At 58.4% G+C, this 22,364-nt stretch carries 9 protein-coding genes; all 9 read right to left on the reverse strand.

Features of this window, described 5'->3' with window-relative positions; all coding sequences use genetic code 11:
* Positions 1-132: 132 nt before the first annotated feature.
* Positions 133-1,611: a hypothetical protein gene (locus tag AB1805_01770; protein ID MEW5744156.1), complete on the reverse strand. Its 1,479-nt coding sequence runs from the start codon at positions 1,609-1,611 to the stop codon at positions 133-135.
* Between the two features lie 42 nt (positions 1,612-1,653).
* Positions 1,654-5,889 carry an IPT/TIG domain-containing protein gene (locus tag AB1805_01775; protein ID MEW5744157.1) on the reverse strand — a complete coding sequence of 1,412 codons (4,236 nt, stop codon included), beginning with the start codon at positions 5,887-5,889 and terminating at the stop codon, positions 1,654-1,656.
* Complete coding sequence (locus tag AB1805_01780; protein ID MEW5744158.1) at positions 5,889-6,611, reverse strand: rhodanese-like domain-containing protein; 723 nt, start codon at positions 6,609-6,611, stop codon at positions 5,889-5,891. The genes AB1805_01775 and AB1805_01780 overlap by 1 nt, the downstream gene beginning before the upstream one ends.
* A 13-nt stretch (positions 6,612-6,624) precedes the next feature.
* Positions 6,625-10,038 carry a hypothetical protein gene (locus AB1805_01785; protein ID MEW5744159.1) on the reverse strand — a complete coding sequence of 1,138 codons (3,414 nt, stop codon included), beginning with the start codon at positions 10,036-10,038 and terminating at the stop codon, positions 6,625-6,627.
* Complete coding sequence (locus AB1805_01790) at positions 10,035-16,547, reverse strand: Ig-like domain-containing protein (GenBank protein MEW5744160.1); 6,513 nt, start codon at positions 16,545-16,547, stop codon at positions 10,035-10,037. Before AB1805_01790 ends, AB1805_01785 begins: the two co-directional genes overlap by 4 nt.
* 75 nt (positions 16,548-16,622) lie before the next feature.
* Positions 16,623-17,153, reverse strand: coding sequence for a PEP-CTERM sorting domain-containing protein (locus AB1805_01795; protein MEW5744161.1), 531 nt, complete (start codon positions 17,151-17,153; stop codon positions 16,623-16,625).
* A 19-nt stretch (positions 17,154-17,172) separates the two neighbouring features.
* A complete protein-coding gene (locus AB1805_01800) occupies positions 17,173-19,932 on the reverse strand; it encodes a thrombospondin type 3 repeat-containing protein (protein ID MEW5744162.1) in 2,760 nt (919 codons plus the stop codon).
* Positions 19,919-20,803, reverse strand: a complete 885-nt coding sequence (locus AB1805_01805) for a hypothetical protein (protein MEW5744163.1) — start codon at positions 20,801-20,803, stop codon at positions 19,919-19,921. The genes AB1805_01800 and AB1805_01805 overlap by 14 nt, the downstream gene beginning before the upstream one ends.
* A 595-nt stretch (positions 20,804-21,398) precedes the next feature.
* Positions 21,399-22,364, reverse strand: a 966-nt coding sequence (locus AB1805_01810; GenBank protein MEW5744164.1) for a hypothetical protein, incomplete at its 5' end; no start/stop codon positions are given.

Raw genomic sequence — 22,364 nt, forward strand, 5'->3', positions numbered from 1 at the left:
CTGACACAATGGCTGACTAATCTCGCGACAATAAGGAGAGAGAAAGAGAGCGGTAGAGGGTGAAACGAAAGCGGGACATGGCAGGCGGACCTGTCTGAATGGAGACAGGTCCGCCTGCTGTTCAGTCAAGAGTTACGACTGCGGGTATTCCTTGCCCGAGGGCGTAATATAGACGATTCTGGATTTGCCGTCCATCCCGGCTTCGACGCGTATCTGCGCCACGCGCTCGCCGTTGAAGGTCGGCATGCTGGCGGCGATGATCTCGGTCACGGTATAGGTCGCGGCTGCCATGAGCACATTGTTGCCGCCGGCAAGAGATATATTGGAGACTGATGTCGCCGTCGTCAGCGCATCGGAAGCTCCGCTCAGGGCGCCCGTAAGCACCGATGTCCTGCTACTGCCCGAAGCAGGAACGGCATAAATGGTAACCGTCGTTCCGCGGGGAATGTTGGTGGCTTCAACCTCCACCGGTACGCTTGCCGTTCCCTCGGGGAGCGTTACATCCGCCACGCCGGTAGGATCAGCGGAAATGGAGATGTTGTTCACCTTCGAAATTCTCAACGTCGGGTTGTTCGGAACGAGAACCTTGCCAGGCGTACCAACAGAACAATTGGGATCAGTATATCCAGAACACGAAACGCCATTATTTGATTCGAATCGGATTCTTCCTGCTCCGCCGTTACCGCCGCCGCTAACGCACGAGCTGCCGGCCCCTGAACCCCTGGCATAGACTGCTCCAGCCGTGCGTACAATAGTGTCAGCGACCAGTCGCACGGCGCCGCCGCTGCCCGCGCCGCCACCGCCGCCGCATCCATCCCCCTGACTTGCGCCGCCGGGGCCACCGTCGGCATAGATGTTGCCGCTTAAGGTTATTGTGCTGGAAGAAGCTATCAGAATAGCGCCGCCGCCACCACCGCCGCCGCCGCCGTTATAGTTGAGACCAGACCCGCCGCCAGCACCGCCAGATCCGCCGATGAGGGGAAGGATTGTCGCCTGACCATATGTTCCTCCGCCTCCACCTCCGTAATAACCTGCAGCGCCTGCAGCAGCATACCCGCCGCCGCCACCGCCGGTACCGTTATTAGGCCACCAGTTGTTTGGATCGCTGCCTCCGGGTTGTCCTCCGCCTGGGCCTTTCCCCCCGCCGCCAAGCTGCCGCTTGACTCCGCCGAAAAGGGGAGAATAACCTCCCATTCCTCCGTCGAAGCCGCCGGGCCCGCCGAGCCCGGGCTGTCCATCGTCGCCGAGCAGGCTGTCACCGGCAGTTCCCGAGTGTTTCGCAGCAGCGCCGCTTACCGAAATCGTCCCGGCTATGGTCACATTCCCCGTTGTTCTGATGATGACAGGAGTATTTGCCGCATTCCTCTTGAACGTGACCGTTACCCCCGAGGGAATGCTGACCGTCGTGTAATCGAGAATGCCGTCAGGGGGCAGCTGGACCTCGGTATTGACCGTCGGCGACAACGCCCCGAGGCAGTCCGGATCGGATGCGTTGTTGCACGAGCTGCCGCTGTCGAAGACGGCATAGGCGCTGGTCGAAACCATGATGCTAGCAACCGTGAGGAGTACGCCCAGAGTCACTTTGAATTTATTTCTTTTATGGAAAAACATTGGTAAATCCTCCTTTTGTTATTCATCACCGCTTCAGAAACATCATGCCTCGGGCGGTCCCCTGAAGCCGGTGAACTTTATGGTAAAGGAATAATACTTCTGATTCACGTTTATACCAATATCATGTACAGCATTATACGCCGCCTCGGATGAAGCGGTACGCTCCTGTTCGTGGAGGAGCCTCATCTCGCTCCTCTTGATTCCGTTCATGGAAGCGCTGCCGCTCATCAGGAATTGTTGCTGCTCGTCCCCTCCCGGCCCGTCGCTGTTCAGCGGCATGGTACCGGAGGGGCCATCGGACGCAAAACGATAACCTGCATCATCGTCTGATATATGCCGTACTGTGGGCCTGAACACGGTAAAGGTGTTCGCCGCGGATGCGGCGCTGCTCGAGGTGCCGTAGGGCGTCGTAATCGTCACCACCCGCTCGCCGCCCTGGGCAGCGCCGTCGATGATGATCGTGACTGTTGCAATCGTCCCCGCTGCATTGACCGCCGGCGGGTTGTTGACCAGAATACCGTCGGAAGGCGTAAAGCGCACCTCCATCGCTTCGGCAAGGTCTCTGCCGTTGATCGTAAGCGTAAAGGTGTTGCCCACCGCCTCGACGATCGGCACAATCGAGGTGATCGTCGGCGCCGGGCCTACCATCAGTATATTCGCCATGGAGGACGAGGGCCTTATCGCCCCTGAAGGAGTGAGCGGCGTTATCGTCCTCGGGCCCTTCGATGTCCCCATCGGCACAGTAAGGGTGATACTTATGCTCCTTCCGTCGGCAGCAGCGCTCCACGAATCCATGATGATGCCGTCGGCAGGTGCAATCTGGAGGGCGTTGACCGTATCAAAACCGACACCGGATAAGGTAACAGTCCCGGTCGTGCCGGGCTCGATATGCTTCGGACTTATCCCTGTAACAGCAGCGCCGACTGTCACGCCCACCTCACGCGAGGTCACCGGAGTGACCGGTACCGGTGCGGTCGGAACCGGCGCCGGAGCGACGAAAACAACGACCTCCCGTGAAACGAAAGGACCGTACTGCGCCTGTACTGTGGAAGGAGGCGCGGGCTGCTCCACTGTTACGCCGACCGGCAACGATACGAGAGACGAATAGGTGACGCCCGGCAGATCAGTCACGGTAAAGGTATTCGTTACTGAAGCCGTATCCGATGTCGTCCCTGCGGGCGTGGTAACGGTGACGACGCGGTCGCCGGGTATCGCCGCGGCATCAAGAATTATATTGACGGTAGCGACCGTACCCTCGGGATTGACCGTCGGCGGATTGGCGACCGTAATACCCGCCGCGGGACTGAAGTTCACACGTGTAGCCGAAGCGAGATTCCTTCCGAGAATGGTGAGGGTAAATGACGACCCCTTCTCGCGCTGGAGGGGATCGATACCCACGACCTCGGGCTGGGGCAGTGTCACCCTGAAGATATTCGCTCCTGCAGATGCGGGCTTTGCAGCGCCGACGACGACGGACCGCATCCCGAGCGGCGCATCCGCTGCGATATCGATGAGGAATTCAAGCGAGCTGCCGTCAGCCGCTGCCGTGATCGTCCCCGCCCTGACCGTGATGCCCGCTGCGGGCGCAAAGGAGATCGCATCGGCAGCGGACAGGCCCGCGCCGCTGATCCTGACCGGGAGACCCTGCGTGCTTATCGCTCCGCTCACCGGCGAGATCGCTGTTATCGTCGAGCCCACCGCAATACCGACCGGCTTTGACGAGAACGGCCCGTAACTGCGCTGGACCGGCTGGGGCGCGGGCGGCGGCACCATGACGCCGACCTGCTGAGATACGAGAGATTCATACGGAGCGCCGGTCTGCGCTCTCACCTCGAAGCTGTTGCCGAAGGTGAGCGTTGCGTCCGATGTTCCGGCAGGTGTCGTGATCCTCACCGTTCTCGTTCCGGGCGCTGCACCAGGCGCAACAGAGATGCTTAGTGTGACCAGCGTGCCGTCGGCGCTCACTGTCGGCGAACTACTAACCTCAATTCCCTCTTCAGGGAGAAAGGATATCGCGGTTGCACCCTGGAGATTGCGGCCGTTTACCTGGAGGGCCATCGTTGTTCCCGGCAGCCCGTAGTTCGGGATGAGCGACCATATCTCGGGCAGCGTCCGTGTCACCCTGAAGATGTCCGCGCCTGAAGCGACGGGTCGCGCGGACCCCGCCGGTGTAGCGACCACAACAACCCTGTCGCCGACTTCTGCATCAGCCGCGATACTCACAATCGCTTCGACAAAGCTGCCGTCTGCGGCCCTTGCGAAAGAGCCGTCAACGACGCTTATTCCCGTCGACGGAGCGAAGCTGATTCCGGTTGCCGTCGCGAGTCCCACGCCGTTAACGCGGACCAGGAGGTTTTGCGTTCCGATACTACCTCTGTCGGGCGTCAGGCCGGTCACGGCAGAACCGACGACAACGCCGACACGCGCACTCTGCAGCGGCCCCACGGTCTTGGTTGCCGGGGGCGGCGCCGGCGTCGGGATCATAACGCCCACAGGGGCGCTCACCATCGGTCCGATATTGTAGGTCTGGATCGGGCGAACGGTAATGGTACTCGTATCTCCCGAGATGAATCCTGCTCCTGACGCCGTTATCGTTGTGCTTCCGACATTGATCGCATTAACCGTGACCTGCGCCTGTGTCGCCCCTCCGGGGATGCTCACCGCCGCGGGATAGGTGACGATATTTGCCGTACTGGCCGAAAGGGTGACCTGGAGCCCGCCGGCAGGAGCAGGATCGGTCAGCGCGAGGGTAAGGAAGATCGTGAAGCTCTGTCCCGTTGTTATCGACGTCGGAACGAGATTGACGGTCGGCTGCGGCCGCGCGGTTACCGTGACCTTGCCTCCCATCCAGTTCAGCTGGTTGGCATGGATCTCGGCGATCTCGTTCTTCGTGCTTCCGGAGCTCACTGCGGTGATGGCAACCGGCGTCGAGAGCGCGCCCTCGGGAATCGTAACCGTTGCGGAAACGGTGAGAATCGCGGGATTCGTACTCGTAAGCGCCACACTGAGTCCGCCCGGAGGCGCCGGGTAAGAAATAGTGACCGATGCGGTGCCCGATTCTCCCTGACGGAGCGTCAGGGTATCGGGGCTGAAGGCAAAGACCGGCAGCTCGATCGGAACGGTTATCGTATTGGACGAGAGGAAGCCCCCGGGATTCGCCAGGTCGGGGTTCCTTACGAGCAGGTCCTTGCTCCCCGATAGCGGCTGTTTGGGGATGACCACGCTTAATTTTGACGATGAGATGAAGGTCGTCGCGAGGGCCGCGCCATCAAAGACCGCGACCGAGGCGGAGGTGAAGTTCGATCCCGAGACCTCCACGGTGACATCGGGCTGGCCCACGAGAATCCTTCCGGGTGTCAGGACCGTAATGCGGGGCACCGGCTGGATAACAGTTATGCCCGGCGAGAGCGATGCCGTGCCGGCTGCAACCAGCACTTCAAAACCGGCGCTTCCCATCGGGACTGCATTGCCCACCGTAATCTGAACAGGGATAGAGGTATCGGTTCCTCCGGCCTGGATGGCGGCAGTGACATGCGGATTCGAAAAGGCGACCCTTTCCGCCCCTGATAGCCGCGTTCCCGTAATGACAGCACTTGTTGTGCTGCCTTGCTCAAAATGCATCGGCGAGATGCCCGATACCGATGGTGAAACACCGACGGAGACCGTTCCCTCCAGGTAATAGGGAATACCCTTTAAGTCCCACGCGCCCGAGGTGATCATGTCGCCGGAGGCGACGCGAATGCCATCGGTACCGTTGCCTGCGGCACTGTTCCCCGTCCCATGAGGATACGAGGAGAGATCTATGGCCAGTGCAAATCCTGCGTTGTTCTCGAAAACGCAGTTATTGAATGTCGGCGATGAGGACTGCAGCGTCGTCGTGCTCCCATAGCGGATGTTCGTGTAATCGAGGATAGTGGCAGCATCAGCGGTGTGGTTAAGAAAAAGAATGCCGCCCCATCCGCCCGCGGCCGGACTGCCGCCCTCGACATCCTGCGAGGAGGTGAAGAGGACCGGGGAAGCGCTCGTGCCGAGCGTCCGCAGCGAGCCGAACTGGACAATGAGCCTGACACCGGGCTGGAATCGGACGATCGCGCCTGCCTGTACCGTGAGCGTTGCGCTGTTATCGACAACGATATCGGAGGTCACGAGATAAGGGCCCCCGGCCGCCGTCCACACCGTATCGGTATCGATAATCCCGCCGACCGGCGTTGCCGCATGAGCCGCGGCAAGCGTCCCGAGCAGCAGAACCTGCAGGAGCACAAGTATGATTCGTCTCACTATTTGCTCATGCGCTGCCACGCCGCAAATCCTCCGAATAGATAGCGAGCTACTTTAAATCCCGCGTTATGCATGATCTCCGCCTGTCTGCCTGCGATGCCATTGCCTCCGTCAAAGAAAACAATGAGTGAGTCCTTTGCCATCCCCTGCACCACCGAGCCGAGCCTTTCAGGAGAGACGTTCATCGCTCCGGGAATCGTTCCGGCAGCAAACAGCTCCCTGGTACGAAGGTCAATCAGCAGGGGAGCCGCACCCTCCCTCATAGCCTGGGCAAGCTCTACGGCCGATATCGAATGAACGAGTCGCGAGTCAACAACGCCCACCTGCATTACAAGGGGAAATCCAAGCACCTCCCAGCGTGACAGTCCCCCGTCGAGCAGATAGATCGATGGATACCCTGCATCGGAAAGCTTTTGTGCTGCATCCCTTGCCTCGAGCGATCCGATTCCGCTGTCGTAAAGCACAATTTTCTCATCACGCGGCAGCCCTTTTTTCGCGATCACGAAGGACGGTACGTTTATCGCTCCCGCAATATGTTTGACCGTAAAGAGCTGACGGGCCCGCACATCCACCAGAAGAAACGAGGTATTGGACTCCTGCCATGAACGCACATCTTCCGGTGGCAGCGTCTCGGCTGCGTAAACGGCTTCGAGCCCCGCAGTGCCCGTAACCGAAAGAAAGGTTACCAGTATACTGAAAATGAAGTACCCGACCTGTTTCATTCTATTTGTCTCCCTAAGGCACCCAATTCGTAATATCTTTGCTGCTATAAATGATGTAACCCTCTCCGGGCCGGATGACGAAATCCTCTCCTGACACTGCTCCGTCATGAACGCCGGTCGTAACGAACCTGCCGCTGAGATTATCGAACTTCGAAATGCTGTAGACGGCATCGAGACCGAGGGCTGCGATCATATCGGATGCCCTATACCCGTCGGCAACACAGGCAAAACCGGCAAGATTGAGTCCGCTTTTAAGGGAAAGCGGCGTGCAATCCGTAAGTTCACCGGCATCGATATCCGCAGAGGCATAAGCTTCGACATAGAGTGCCATGTTGTCTCCGAGTGTAAAGTTTACGCCCGTCGGCGCACCGGAAGCATCATATGCCGCCTTTCTCATCTCGCCCAGGTCGGCATCATACGCATAGACCGAATCAATGGCAGAGAGCGATTTCCACGCAGTGAGCAGTCCGAAGGCATTCCCGTACTGCTGCTTCATGTCCTTTGTGATTGCTACAACATTAAAGCCCCGTTCGATATGAGCGGCGAGAGGGAACGTGACCTCAGTAGCATATATCTGCCATACGCCGGAGCGGTTGTCCTGCCAGACCATGCGTTTGCCCGAAAGCCGCGGCTGCTCCTGGAGATGGGGATCAGCGGTCATCGGCATCGTCCGCTGCGACGCGAGATGCATCAGAGATAAATTGGGGTTGGAGAGTCCGGCGGCGTAATCGACATAGACACCGTAGCTGCCGCTTATGAAGGGCTGGGCCTCGTCGGAAGACGTATGAGTCAGGCCTATCTCTTTGCCGTTGGCGAAAGTATATGCGTAGAGGTCCCTGTTACCGTTCCGCTGGTCGACCCAGACTACGCGATCCCCGTTCAATGCAGGGTGTGTCTGATTCGCGATGTTATCGGTCACCCTGAACTCGGCAGCAATAGGCAGATCGTAGCCGTAGATTTCTCCGAGGCCGTGGCGGTAATCCTCCCACACCAGCCTGTCACCGGAAATCGACGGATTGATCTGATCTCTTGCAGCATCGGTGATCCTCGTGGTCAGCCCTGTCGTGATGTCATAAAGATAAATGTCCTGGTTGTCCTGGGGTCCGCTCTGGTAAGCAACTCTGTTGCCGTTGACGACGGGGTTGGTATCATTGTTCAGATTCGCCGCGATCACCGTCTCGCTTCCATTTACCAGATTGTAGAGCGCAATGTCCCAATTCCCCGCCGATCTGTCCTGCCAGACCACATAGTCGCCATCGGTAGAGGGCCGGACCTGATCGGCAAGCTTTCCCTGAGTGAGGTTCTGGACCGCCTGGCTGTCAAGGTCGTAAAGGAATATATCCCACTTGCCGTTGCGGTAATCCTGCCAGACCACCCGTGATCCTGATACGGCAGGATTGATCTGATCGGCGCCGCTTTGCGACAGCACTTCCGTGGCCAGGAACTCGTTCACCGTTACCGAAGTGAATGCGGAGGCCTTCGCTCCGAGCTTGTCGGCTGCGGTCAGCCTCACCGTGTAGACTCCGGCTGAAACAAGCAAGCCGTTGCTGTTCCTGCCGTCCCAGGTGATGGTGCTCTTTATACCGCTCGAGAGTGTGCCCGGGATAGTAGCGACAACGGGCAATGAGGCGAAAGTCGCATCATTCGTCGCTACACCGGCGGCGATTTCGCAGATGATGTCGATAGGAGTTATCGCGTCGGTTGCCAAAGCAGAGAGCGTGGTCGTTTTGGGTTTGCCGGAACTGGCTGGTGCGGCAGGGATGATCACCGCGGGCGCAGCGGTAAGCTGACCGATGGAGGGCGGCGCATCGTCGACAAACACATGCATTGTCCGCGGCGATTCCTGATTTCCCGATCGGTCAGCGCTATAGTATTCTATGGTATGGAGGCCGGGACGCTCCTCATCGCGGAAAATGAGACGTTTTAAATTGAAGGGAAGCGCAGGCTCATACGCACCACCGTCCAGCTTAAAGAGCATCGACAGCACTCCGCTGATATCATCTGTTGCGGTAAACAGGAAATTGGTCAGCGAGGTAATATAAACGGGATCCGAGCCGTAGCGCGGCTCCTCTACAATAAGGGCCGTAACCGGTGCCGTCGTATCAGCGGCAGGAGTCTCGTAGGTCAGCGCATAGCTTCCTGTGGTCTCGTAATCGATCACATTGACAAAGAAGATGGACTGTTCGGACTGTTTGCCGGTGGGCTTTTCCTCGCTGACCCAGAAGTTCCTGCTGCTGAGCTGTTTACCGTCCGAGCGCACGACGCTTACGAGAGGGATCCTCCCCTCGGCAGGATCGGCGATCTTCGTATAGACCCAGCCGCTTATCGGCGTCATGGTGAGCGCTACAGACGGGTCTCCGGGCTGAGGCAGGCCCGTAAGCGTCCCTCCAACCGCATTGACCGGCTGCTCGGCGCAGTCCGAGGTAAAGATCTTCGTCGGCATTCTGTCACCGGTCGGGTCGTCATAAGCCAGGTAATCGAGAATCGAGTCGCTGCCCGGGACGTCAACAAGCATTTCACGGGTCAGGAAATGCGTATTGACAGACTGAATAAGGGATGTCAGTGTGCCACCCAGGTCGCTCGCATGGGTAAAGCTCGCGGTAAAATCAACAAACTTGCCCGAGAGCGTCGTTATCATGTCCCACTTCCCCATAACGCAGGCGCCGGGCGGCATATTCCCGAGAGGGAGATTGAGCGTCGGAGCTACGGGCTGACCGTTGACCGAGCTGCCGAGGAGCCTGAAGTCGATGAGCAGTCCCTGTTTGTTCTCCACGATCTTCGGCTGCCCGGAGCTGATGCTCATCTTCGCGGCGACGCCGTAGCCGGCATTCTTTGTGCGCACGCCCAGAGCGAAAGGAATGGGAGCCTCAACCGTGCCCGTAAAGGGATCATCCGCCCAGACCTCCCGAGGCAGGAAGTAGTCGAGCAGAAGCTCGGGCTGGGGCTTCACCGTAATCGAATCGGGAAGCATCGAAATCTCCTGGGGATTGCCGTTAGCCATGAAATTGATCATGCCGCCCACGCGGTATATCTTGCCGAGCGGTGTTATCCCCCCTGCTCCCGGCGACGGAATCAGTATCCAATGAACCTCCGACGCGACTTGGGGAGCGATCCGCCCCGCCCCATCGACAGCGTTGATGTTGTGCATGCTCATTATTCTGACATAGAACATTGCGCTCGCATCGTTGCCGTTCTCATCGGTAATATCGAGGGTAACGCTCACATTCTCGAGCGGCTGATCGGGCAGGTTGTTCGTTATGATGAGCTTGGCGTCGAAGGCGATCCGCTCGAGCGCCAGTTCCTGCAGGATCTCGATCTTGACCCGCGCGCAGACAGGGCCCGCAGCTTCGGCGGCACGTGCCGCGAAGAGCACCGGAATCGACAACAGGAGCAGTGCTATGGATGTAATGGTCCTCATCCTCATCATCTGCACCCGCCTCCTACACTGAAGCCACCGCCGCCGGGTGATCCGTAGCCGCCCCAGCTACCCCCGCCGCCGCTGCCGCCGGAGGCGGAAGTGGACAAGGTCGGAAGGCTGGGCAGCAGTTTCTGCAGACAGAGCCCGCAGGAGAAGCCGTTCTTGAAGGCATCGAGCAGACTGGCGGCAGCCTTAAGCCCGGATATAGCAGCGCCTCCCACGACCTTTTCGGCGCAGCCGATCAGGGCATTCGCATCGCCGCCGAACGTCTTGGCACAATCACACACGGCATCGGCGACATCATTCCCGAAGAGTCCCGAACAGGTACATATATCTCTGGTCTTTAAGCATTTGCAGAGTGAGGCCGCTGTCGGATGCACCAGGCAATTGCACCAGTCGCACTCCGTATCGCAAAGCCCGAGGGGATCGTATCGGTCCTTAGGTTTGACCATCGTCGAGGCCGTTACACCGCTGCCGGTCCAGGTGCCGAAGAGGCAGTAGTAGCCGCCGCCCACATTTATCTGAACCGGTATGTCGCTGCACGGGTTGACCGGCTCGGGCGATTTGAAGGGATTCACGGTAATCCGGTACGGAATGACTACGGTCTCTCCCGCCCCGATTCTCGGCAGCTCGGTCACGAGCACCTCTACACTCAGTCCGGGTCCGAATGCCGGTGTAATCTTCACATCGTCAATGGCTACCAGGCCGTGGTTCTTCACAATGTACTCGCCGATATACGTAGAGCCGATCTCGAGCTCCAGACTCTGGTAAGCCGGCTCTATAGTCAGCACCGGCGCAGGCACCTGCGTTTCGAAGGTGGCCTCGAGCTTGATCTCATAGTTATCGGTAATCGTCATCGGGGTCACGCTCCACTCGTAGGTGACAAAGACGTTATTCATGAAGACATCGACCGGCGTCACGCCGTCGGGGAGAACCTCGAAAGTCCCCGTAACAACCTCATGGCCCGGCGCCGTAATCTTGTAATTGTAGAGCCCTATGGGGATGTTCGCAAACTCGATTTCACCATTCGTGTCGGTATGTCCCGTGAGGATGACGCCGCTCAGCACCTGGTGGCCGGTGATGATGCTTGCGCCCTTCACGAGCTCATTGAGCGCATCAACCGCCTTGAAGTGGACGCTTCCTCTCTCGGTTGCCGTCACCGTAGTAAAGATGTTCATGGTATAGGGCACATGGTTATCGCTCATAATGATGAGTTTATCCGAATGGGTCCCCTGGGCAACGGCATCGGCAGGTCTGAATATGACACTGATATCCGTGCTTTCGCCCTGGGCGAGCGAAGCGATCTCGGTCGCCGTCGCCATACCGATCCACGGCAGTGAAGGCGGTTGGATCCTTATGTTTTCCAGGGGAGCCAAGCCGACATTCCTCAGCTTGAACGTAACCACCTTGAGGTTGTTCCTGTTCACTCCCACTTCGAGGAAGTCGGGATCGGTGTCGATCGTCGGCAGCGCCGGCAGGAGCTCAATATTGAAGTTAAGAGTCCTCGTTATCCCCTCCGTCGTCGTCATGGTGACCGTTGCCGAGCTCGTGTCGGGAGCATCAAAGGCCGCTGTCATGGTTATGCGGAGCCCTGCGGACGATCCGCCCGCCAGCGCATCCAGCGAATCCTTATCCAGTGTTCCGGCAACTCCGGCCCCTCCCGCCACGCTTAACTGAACTGCTGTGAGGGCAGTCTCGCCGAGGTTCTTGAGTGAGACCGGCATCGTGAAGCTCGAATTCTTCGACATCCTCAGGTTGACAGTGCGCGGATCGAAGCTGGCGCCGTGAATGGTAAAGGTGCTCTGTACCGGTTTGTCATAAACGCTCGGATGGGTCGCCCAGGCCCGGTAGATGCCGGCCTCACCTGCAACGGGAGTAAAGGTAACACTGAACTTGCCGAAAAGGTCCGTGGTAGCTGACAGGTAGCGGTCGAACCCTTTGACCCCTATGCCTATCTTGACCGGCACATGAGCCGCCGGCGCACCGGTGAGCGTGTCGCGCGCCTCGCCGTTCAACACTACAGGCGTATCCTGATCATAGACTGAGTGTTCGGCGCTCACCGTGGCATAGTAAGAGGCATTGCTCACGGTAACCATGCTGTAACCGCTCAGCGCTTCACCGGTGACCTGTTCCGGCTTGTTGTAGTGATAGTATATCTTCGATACGAATGCCTCCAGGTACACCCTGTCGGGAATGTTCGAAGGAACAACGAACTCGACGGGTTTGCTCAGGAAGCTGCCGCCGGGCTGTATCTCGGCGAGCGAATAGCCGCTGTAGTTCAGGACTCCTATCCCATCGTGCTTAAGATTACCCTTGGCCAGAATATTTCCGTCACTATCCTTCAGAAGCACATAAACTTCGGGCGAAGGATTTCCTCCGAGCGCAGTCAGCACTTCGATCGGGACCGAGCCATGGTTGTAAATACTGAGCCGCACTTTGGCCATGCCGCCCTTGATGAGGGGATCGTTTACGACCTCAACTTTTCTTCCCGGATCGAAGGCGTTGAGATTGAAGCTCGCAACATACTTGACCGACGTGTTGGCCTGGCCCGGGAGAGCGGCTGAAATAGTGAGTATCCGGTAGTCCACAATGCCGGTGCCCACGGGAACTATTTTTTCCAGTGTCGTGGCGTCGCCTGAAGGCAGAGAGACGGTGCCGGCCTGAGTGAGTTCGGCAATGGTGCCGACATGGTCCCGGATCTCGAAGGTCAACGGACCGACTGTCGTTGCGGCGGCATGGCGGTTGCGGACCTCGGCCCTGATGCTCTCGATATAGTGCTTGCTCATCCTGACATCGCTACCGTACAGACGGCCATACCCGGTGAGCGCCACCTCGAGAGGAATGACGGTAGCCTGCAAAGGAGCGCTTTCATTGCCGGTCGTGTCAACCGTAGTTATCGCATAGAGGACCGGAGCGGTATTGCTGTAAAAATCATCCTTGAAGGTATGCGCTGCCAGGGGAGAGCCTGTCAGTCGCTGTCCGTTCTTGTAGACATGATAGCCGGCGACATCGCCCGAAGCCGGGCCCCCCCAGGTGAGCAAAGCCGGTCCCTGCTGGGTTGCGACAATGCTCAGATTCGACGGCGGCGGCGAGGCGACATCCATAGTGAACGCTACCGATGCTGTTTTCGTGCGGCCGGCCTTATCCCGTGCGGTAACGATGAGCGTATGGCTTCCGTCGCTGCCGATCACCGTTCCCGCCTGGTAAGGAGCGCCATCCAGAAGGACAGCTGTCGTCTCGAGGTTCTGATCGAAAACCGTAACGGCCGGGGTCACCGGCGCGGTATAATGTACGCCGCCGATCACGTTGGCGATATCAACCTGCGGATCCGTGAGGTCGATGGTAAACTGGATATTCCTTGTCGTCGTCCTCTGCGCCGTATCCTTCGCTTCGATATGAAGCAGATGCGCCCCTTCTCCTCCGATAGGTGCGCCGCTCGTATACGGCATGCCGTCCAGAGTAAGGGTGGTGCTTTCGAGGCTCGCATCAGAGATCGTCACCGTCGGAGTCACCGCACCGGATACAAACTGCCCATCGGCGACTCCCGCAACATTGATTACCGGTGGAGCGAGGTCATAGACGATCATGACCGTCCCCGAGGGCTGGCTCTCATTTCCGGAGCCGTCAAGTGCAGTCACTGCATAGTAGTAGTGGGCATCAGCAGGAGGTACATCGGAGGAACTCTGCTGGATAATCCCTTTCTTTACCGGGGTCATTCCCGCAACCGAAAGGACCGGCGAGGTTGAGCGATAGAGATTGTAGTTCAGCGCAGCCTCCCCTATCGGAGCATTCCATGTCGCTTGAACATTGCTGTCCACGAGAGAGAGCGCGAGGCCCGTCGGGGGTGTGGGAGCAGCGCGATCAGAGAGCGCGGTCACACTGCCGGAAAGCGCGCTCTCGTTTCCTGCCTGGTCAATGGCAGTAACGGCGTAACGGTAGCTGCCATCAGCAGCCGGCAAATCGAGATAGCTCTTCACACTGAGCGCACTTGCGACCGGGGCCGCCGGCAGCTGGAGTGGATCGGTGGAGGGCACACGGTAAACCCTGTATGAATGAGCATCCTGTCCCGCATCCCAGGCGAGGCTGATACGCCCTTCGGGTTTGGAGGCTGCTGCAAGGGCAGTCGGTGCAGTCGGCGGTGTTACATCGAGAGAGAGTGAGCCCCCCGAGACGACGTCTGAACCAATGTTGCCCAGATTATCCAGTGACTGGAGCACAAAGACCCCGTTTCCATCGCCCATCGCCTGCGTGATGTCGAGCGTGCCGCTCCACGAAGCACCGGAGCCTGAAAGGGTTACGGCAGCGAGTGATCCCGAAGGCCCCCTGAACTGAAGGACCGGCGTCTGGGCCGCAGCCTCGTTAAGCGTCAGGCCTACACTGACGGCCCCTGTTTTATAAATGCTCTGAGACGGGGTGACCTGTACGGAGCCCGAGGGTCCCCTCGTATCGATCATGATGCTCGATCCGGCGGTAATCTGCGTGCCTTTATTCCCCATTCCGTCCTTGGCCGAGAAACTGAGAACAGCAGTGCCATGGGGAGTCGCTGCACTCACGGCAAAGGAGCCGCTCCACTCTGTAGGCGATACCTGTGCCAGATCGATCGGCGTCGGCGTCAATCCGGCAGGGGCAAGACCGAGGTAAGGCGCGGTCGCCAAAGGCTCTGAGGTGATGAGCTGAACCCCGATTGTGCCCGGACCGACCGGTGAAGACGGAGTGAAGTGAACGGCAGCGGTCGGCGCCGTCCTGTCCGCCTGCTCACTCACTATGTTTGAGAGCGGACTCTCATTTCCCGCTCCATCGAGAGCGGTTATGCCGTAGAAGTACGTTCCATCGAGCGCGGGGGTATCGGTGATGGTCAGCGTTCCAAGGTTATTATAGGCAAGCGTCGCTTGTGCGGTCGAGCTGAACAACGTTGTTGAGCGATACACTCTATAAGCCGTAGGCACTTCGCCCGCTCCCGGCGCCCAGTCGACTTTGATCTTGCCTCCGGCCAATGCACCCGATCCGTATATCGTCGGCGCTGTCGGGGCTCCGGTATCGATCGTGAGGGCGACGGCCTGGCAGAGAGGACTGGTGCCGATGCTGTCAGAGGCGGTAGCGCTCAGATAATTCGTGCCCTCGGATACGGCGACATTGAAGAACTGGAAGAGCCCCATCTGGTTGGCGGTCACCTGCCCTGCAAAGATATTATTGATATAGAGCGATACCGTGGAGCCCGGTTCCGCGCTTCCCAGAATGTTCGTAGCCGTTGTATTGAGGACCGTGCCGTTGATCGGCGAGGTTATTGCCGGGGCCTGCGGCGGGGTCTTCGCAACGCTCACCGGCACCGCGACCTCGCTTATGTGATTGAGGGTATCGTAAGCACGGACCAGTATAGTATGGCCTCCATCGAGCACTGATGCGATATCCCAGGAACAGCTGAACGGAGTCGAGGCATCGCTGCAGAGCAATGTCCCGTCGACGTAGAACTCGACATTCCTGACTCCTGCCGGATCGGTGGCCGAAGCAGAGAGGGTGGCAGGCCTCCGAACGACGGCATTGTTAGCCGGATTTGTTACTGAAGCAACGGGACCGGCGGTATCCAGCCGGATCTGAGCGCTCAGGGGGGCGCTGGTATTACCGGTACTTGCGCGATACTGCACATAAAGCGTTTTCAAGGCATCGCCTGACGAAAGGGTGTACGGGAAGCTGGGCACAAGGGGCTGGAACACCGCCCCCGTGAACGATGAGTTTTCGCTCACCCTGAATTCCGTGCAGGTGAGGCAGCCGAGGTTCAGCGTCACCTCGGATGTCTTGGTCAGGCTTCCTTCGGCGATCGAGAATGACGATCCCAGAATCGGAATGGCCGCTGCCCACGAGGAATAGTTCACGCCGTCACTGACGGGATTGCCCAATCCGCCCGGGTTATAGAGGCCGGAGGGCCGGTCATCAGACGTATCCTGGGGGCCTGTTGGATGTCCCCACCAGTTGCCCGCCGCTGTAAGCGTCTGGCCGGGATCGAGATTAAGGACTGCAGTTATGTTGCCGCTCAGTATTGAATTAGTAATTGAGGGTTTCGAGCCGGTCTCGGTTACGATCCCCTGTGCGTTATCGGTAATCATTGAATCCTGGATAACGGGAGATGCTGCGTCGGTCAAACGGATGCCGGCGCCGCTGTTGTTCCGGACATCCACCTCCCTGATCTGGGGAGCATTATGCCGCACTTCGAGCCCGGCGCTGCCCTCCGCACCGCAATATTCGAGGAGCGTTCCCTTGAATTGGGTACCCGCCGCCGACCGCTCCACCTTGATGCCTTTCCAGTCTCCCGGTGCGGGAGCGGGTTTCTGCGAGGTCATCGCAGCCTTTCCCGCATTGAGTGTGTCGCGGACCACTATCTGGCTGCCGGCATTCCCCTTAACGGTGACGCCGTCGGCAATGGAGAGTGACGCAGCCCGCGCCGGTGCGGAAAGTCCTGTCACCTCCGGCGACAGCAGGAACAATATCTGCATCATCACCATCAGCCAGGCGATACCTTTCATGCGCGAGCCCCTCATCAACGACATCTCCTCATCTTTTCTCCGGAAAGACTTCAGCTTCTTTTTTCGTTCCTTGCGTTATCGTCTTCTTTTTAAAAACCATAAGCCGGACAGGCCTGCACCCACCATCAGCAGGGTCGAGGGTTCCGGAACGGGAGCGCCGGCGGGAGCGGTCACACCCGGGACAATCAAGGGCGCCTCCAGTCCCGTCGGTTCGGTAAATAATGCTTCAAAAAAGATATTCCCCACCCGGCTGTCAAATATAAATCTGAAGCCTCCCAGAGACGCTCCTGGCAGAATGTCACTGCCGGGGTCAAGTGAAAATATCTCACCGAAGCCTGCTCCGCCAAAACCGTCCCAGTCAGGCGCAAACGCTTCAATGCTCATCGTGACCGAGGAATCGACCAGGAAAAAGACGTCGTAAAGATTGTATCCGGGGTCGGACAGGTTAAATAGCGTATAGTCGTATTGCCACTGGCCTCCTCCAATATCCGTCTCCTGGTAGACGAGATCAGCCATCGGCAGAGCATAGACCGCACCGGACATGGCCAACCACCCCATAATGATCACTGTAATCAGGAACAATTTTGTCGTTAGTACCCTTCTCATACCATCTTCCTCCTTGTCCTTATTGCATCTGCAGCAGCAGGTCGCCGCCGCTCGCATTCCTGGCGCCTGCCGAATAGTATAATGTGCCATCCGGTTTCCGGATGGTAATGCCGAAGCTGTCAGGCGATCCGTCGGTCACGGTGGCCGTAAAGGTGTATCCCCCTGCTCCATTGACCGTACCGGTCCCGCTCATCGTCACCGTAGTGCCCGAAACGGAAACCGACGTCACCGCCGTGCTGACGAAATTCATCCTCGTCTTCGCGTAATAGTATTTCAACCACCCTGAAGCTCCTTCAGGTCCGCTCGCATCCATAGAGAACGTAGCACGGTAGGCAGCGGTCTCGGGGTAGTTATAGGCGCTCCCTGAAATTCTGTAGTTATCTACAAGACGGGTGAACTCAGCCTGTACGATCGTATCTTGATTCATGGGTACGCTACAGGTGTCCGTGCCGGAGCATCCTCCCCCTGACCAGCCGGAGAAGACCGAACCGGCAGCGGCGCTTGCGGAAAGCGTGACCGGACTGTCCGCTGCGTACGTCGCCGCACAATTCATCCCACAGTCGATCTTTCCATCCGAACTCGTCGCCGAGCCGCTGCCGGCGCCGCTCTTCTGCACCGTCAATGTATAGGACTGCATTTCATCTGCGCCCATATCAACAACAGCCGACAGCACACGCGCGTCGCCGTCGATATCGAGAGAGGGACGGGACGGGGCTGAATTGTCTCCGCTGTTCACACACGGGGAATTGCTCGAGAGATGATAGCCGTTTGCCGGATCGATAAAGAGCGGATCGGCATTGATATTGCTGCCTTCAGCGCTGAAAACCCCCGAGAGCTTGCCCGGATCGAAATCGTTATTATAGGCTGTAATACTGCCTCCCGCACTGTTTTCGAGGGACAGGTCTCCGCCGGCAGAGGCCGAGTTCCCCCACACAATACTATTGTAGACATCGGCGGACGCGGTCTCGCCGGCCAGAACAAGCGCGATCCCTCCGCCAAGAGCCGATGCAGTATTCCTGGTAATAGTGTTGTTTACCACTGTGATCGAACCTTGAGTCGAGCTGAGGGTAGCCCCGCCGCCGCTCTGGAATGCCCTGTTTCCTGAAATGACGGAGTTGGTCAGTCTAATGCCGCCTCTCGTAGAGGCGAAGAGCCCGCCGTGATTCTGTGCGGTATTGTTTCTGATGATCGTACTCTTGATGCGCAGAATCCCGCTGCCCGACACAATCTGGAGGCCGCCCGCGCTGGAGGAGTTTCCGTTCTGGAGGGTAACTCCCTCTACCGCTATATCGACCAGCGGAGAGGTTCCGTTATCCACGAGCGAGAGGACGCCGCCTGCGCTGCTCTGGCTTAACCCTGCTCCGTCCAAAACAGTGGTGACGGGATTGACCATCCTCGACATGCACGCGCTCTCATAGCCGCCGATAACCACCAGGCTGTAAGGTTCATCGGCCCCATAGGAGAACCGGCTGTTGAGGTTGCCGCTGACCGAGTAGGTTGCCCTGGCAAGCTTAACGATGTCGTTGCTTGCATTCGACTGCGCCACGGTCAGGGCATCCTGGAGCTGCTGCGCTGTAGAGACACAATGAATGGCGGTGCAGGCATCGCCGTAACCGAACCCATTGGTGCTCGCCTGGTCAGCATTGGCGACAAGCGGGCAGTTGTCGCTCTCGTTCAGCACGCTGTCGCCATCGATATCGGGATCACAGGCGTCACCGGCGCCGTCGCTGTCCATATCTTCCTGTCCTGCATTCGGATCATTGGGACAGTTGTCTGACCGGTCGGGAAGACCGTCTCCATCGATGTCGGAGAGAAAGTTGGCAGCCACGGATTTGGGCATATCCATAAGAACCGTGCAGGTGCCGGTTAGTCCTGTGCAGGCCCCGGACCACCCTCCGAAGAGATGATGGGCGCCGGGAGTTGCCTCCAGCACGATAGTCGAACCGTACTCATAGGAAAAGTCCTTAACGGGGAGCGTTCCGTCATTTACGAGAATGAGACCGTCGGTACTCTGTATTACACCGGAGCCGACTCTGGTAACAGTAAATGTATAGATATCTTTTTCAAAGAGTGCGGCTGCCGACTTATGCGCGTCCATGAGAATCGTAACAGGATTCACCGTGCCGGTGAGATCTCCCGACCACCCTGCGAAGTGGTACCCGGTTGCCGCCTTTGCCTCGACCTGCACCTCCGTACCGGCTTCATACAGCTCTGTGCAGTCGCCGGGGCAGCTGATGTTAGGACCGATGACCGTTCCCCCCGCAGGATTGGTGACCGCAATGGTAAGCCGCGGGGGCGGCTGTTTGGTGATCACCTGAGCCGCGGTTGAAGTCGAGGATATCTCGACCCCGCCGACTTTGCCCAGTATTACTTTCTGAAGGGATAGTGCCGACTCGCCGGCAGCCTTTACGCGGAAACGAAGTGTAGCCAAGGTAAGGGGGGTTCCGGCAGCAGCCGTGTTGTTCAGTGCAAACGAGGCGATCAGTCCGGTTCCGGCTGTGTTGTCGAAGTCTTTCTTGAACTGCTGATCGAAGGCCGGATTGACTTCAGGCGGAGCGGCGACCTCAAGAATCGCGGGATCATAGGTGAATCCGAACTGAAATCCTCCAAGGCCGGAAACTGTATCGACCTGCACCGCAATGAGGAGCTCATCGCCAACGTAGGCAGTAGAAGCTGAAGGAGTTACGCTGACCTCCACCGCTTCGGCCAATGGCGTGCCGACGAGAGCCACAAGGCAGAACACAACGGCAGTTATTGCATTCACCCTAACGTGCCGCATTGAAACTCCCTACCACGTTCAAGATGTCCAGAATATCGACCGTGCCGTCATTGATGAGGTCGGCATCGGCATTGAAGCATGCAGCGCCGCGGGAGGAGCCGAACCACTGTACTGCCCGGAGAATATCGAGGATATTCACGCTATCGTTACAGTCAAGGTCCTGTGGAACAAACCCTCCCTGAATATCCCTTGCCCGCGTCATGCCGTTATCCGCAGGCACTTTTCGATACCGCTCGATCGTGCACCCTGACGCGCCGTGGAGCTCGGTGATTAGCATGCGCTCCCCGCCAACGAGATCAAGGCTCTCTCCCGTCGAACTATCGAAAAGGTTGTTGAGATTGGCATAGTGGTCTGATGGACCGGCAAAAAAGACCGAAAGCGGACGCGCAGACCTGCTGCCGAGAATGCTGAGCATCGCGATGATTCCTTCAGGGGAATCGGCGGGCGCGGGAAGATAGACAGGGGGAATTCTCAGGAGATCGTTGGCGAAGGGGACGAGCTTTGTCTCCTGCTGGACAAAGCGGGCTACCGTTCTTTCTGTCTTAACGACTACCGGACTGGGCGGAAAGACCGCAGTGTCACCCGTGCTTCTCAAAGTGGTTGCCGTCTGGAAGCAGTAGTTTGTATCGGGTAAGAGCCCTGCAGCGGTCGCCTTCTGTATGCCCGTGGCATCGCTGGAAGCGACGCTTATCTGGACCTCGGAAGCAGGGGTGGCGCAGTCACTCTGGTAGACGAGGAGAGAGGGTATTGAAGGTTCGCTGGTTATCCAGAATACGGAGAAAGAGCGGGTGGTGACATCGGTAACTTCCAGGCGGGAGATGACGGGAACACCTGCTTCACCCTCGCTGCCGAGAGAGAGGAGCAGATACATAACTAATACGGTAAGAAATCGCAACGGCATCGTCAGCATGCATTCCTTTCCAACATAGCCGGCTTTCCTCACCTCTGCCCGCTACCCCCTTACACCGCCCCGCCAGACTTTGCTGATCTTAACGCAACACGACCAAAGCAATTACGTTATATGATTATTTTTATAGATGCGAACGCAAAATATATGCCAAGTCTTCCGATACTGAATTCAAAGGAAAGTGTAAGGACTTCCTGCGCGGGAGGAGAGGAGAGTGTTAAGTTTTTCGACAAATTGTCGAAAAACTTAACAGTTTTGAACACATAAAAAAGGGCGCCGCTCGATGGACGGCGCCCTTTTCTACTTCACTGCCCGCTGCATGCCTTCTCGGCAGCAGGCAAAGGCAAAGGAGCTTGCGTTATGTTATCCCGTGCTTCTTCCTTCGTCCACTGCAGCTCACGGATAATCGATTGAGTAATGCTCTCCGACTGCAGCTCCGGCGGCAATACTCGGACACTGGCTGAGAAAGGACTTTCCGCCTGCCAGATGACTAAAAGAAAAAGGCCCCTTTTCAGAGGCCCTTTCTGTTCATAATATGCTCTCAAGTAAAGCTGAAGCGCTAATTCACCGTTGCCGTACGTGTCTGCGCCAGGTTGCTCGGCGTGGCATACCCCGCCGGTGCTGTGAGTGAGATCGTTGCCGTGCCCCCGCCCATCGGGTCGAACTCGAAGTTGGGGGTGAGACTGCTCGTGCATGCCTGTCCCGGCCCCAGGGTGCGCGGACTGTTCAGGATGGTCCCCACGTTCGTGTCGCTGGAGGAAAGCTCAAGGCTCACCGGCGTCACCCCCGGCCGCAGACTTCTGTTGTTGCGGTAGCTCGTGAGCGTCCCCGGGGTGAGGGCCGCCGTGCAGACCGTCACTGCCGTGTTCGCCGACAGGGTCGTCGTCGAGATGTCCCCTGTGGAGATGTAGAACCCCAGCGGCGTCAGCGGGTGTGAGCCGTTCGTCCCCGTGTAGCCCGGTGCGCTTACCTCAACCGTCACCGTGCCGTTGTCGGCCAGGGCCTGGATCGAATAGTGCGCGTAGTACTGTCCGGCAGGAATATTGACCGTGATCGAGGCGCTCCCCACGCTGGTAGAGTTATTCTGCGCAAGCAGGAGTCTGGTCGGATCACTCGATGTGAGGGTTACCGTCACCCCGCCGGCCGGAGCAGGAGCTCCCAGTTGCACGTAGAAACCGTCGTCCTGCGTGTCCTTCGCCATCTGATAGTTCGGATAGACATAGGTGATGCCCGCAGCAGTCACCGTTGCCGTACGTGTCTGGGCCAGGCTGCTCGGTGTTGCATACCCCGCCGGTGTCGTGAGCGAGATCGTGGCCGTGCCCCCGCCTATCGGGTCGAATTGGAAGTTGGGGGTGAGACTGCTGGTGCATGCCTGTCCCGGCCCCAGGGCGCGCGGAGTGTTCAGGATGGTCCCCACGTTCGTGTCGCTGGAGGAAAGCTCAAGGCTCACCGGCGTCACCCCCGGCCGCAGACTTCTGTTGTTGCGGTAGCTCGTGAGCGTCCCCGGGGTGAGGGCCGCCGTGCA

Source organism: Nitrospirota bacterium (assembly GCA_040752355.1).
Lineage (GTDB): Bacteria > Nitrospirota > Thermodesulfovibrionia > Thermodesulfovibrionales > Dissulfurispiraceae > JBFMCP01.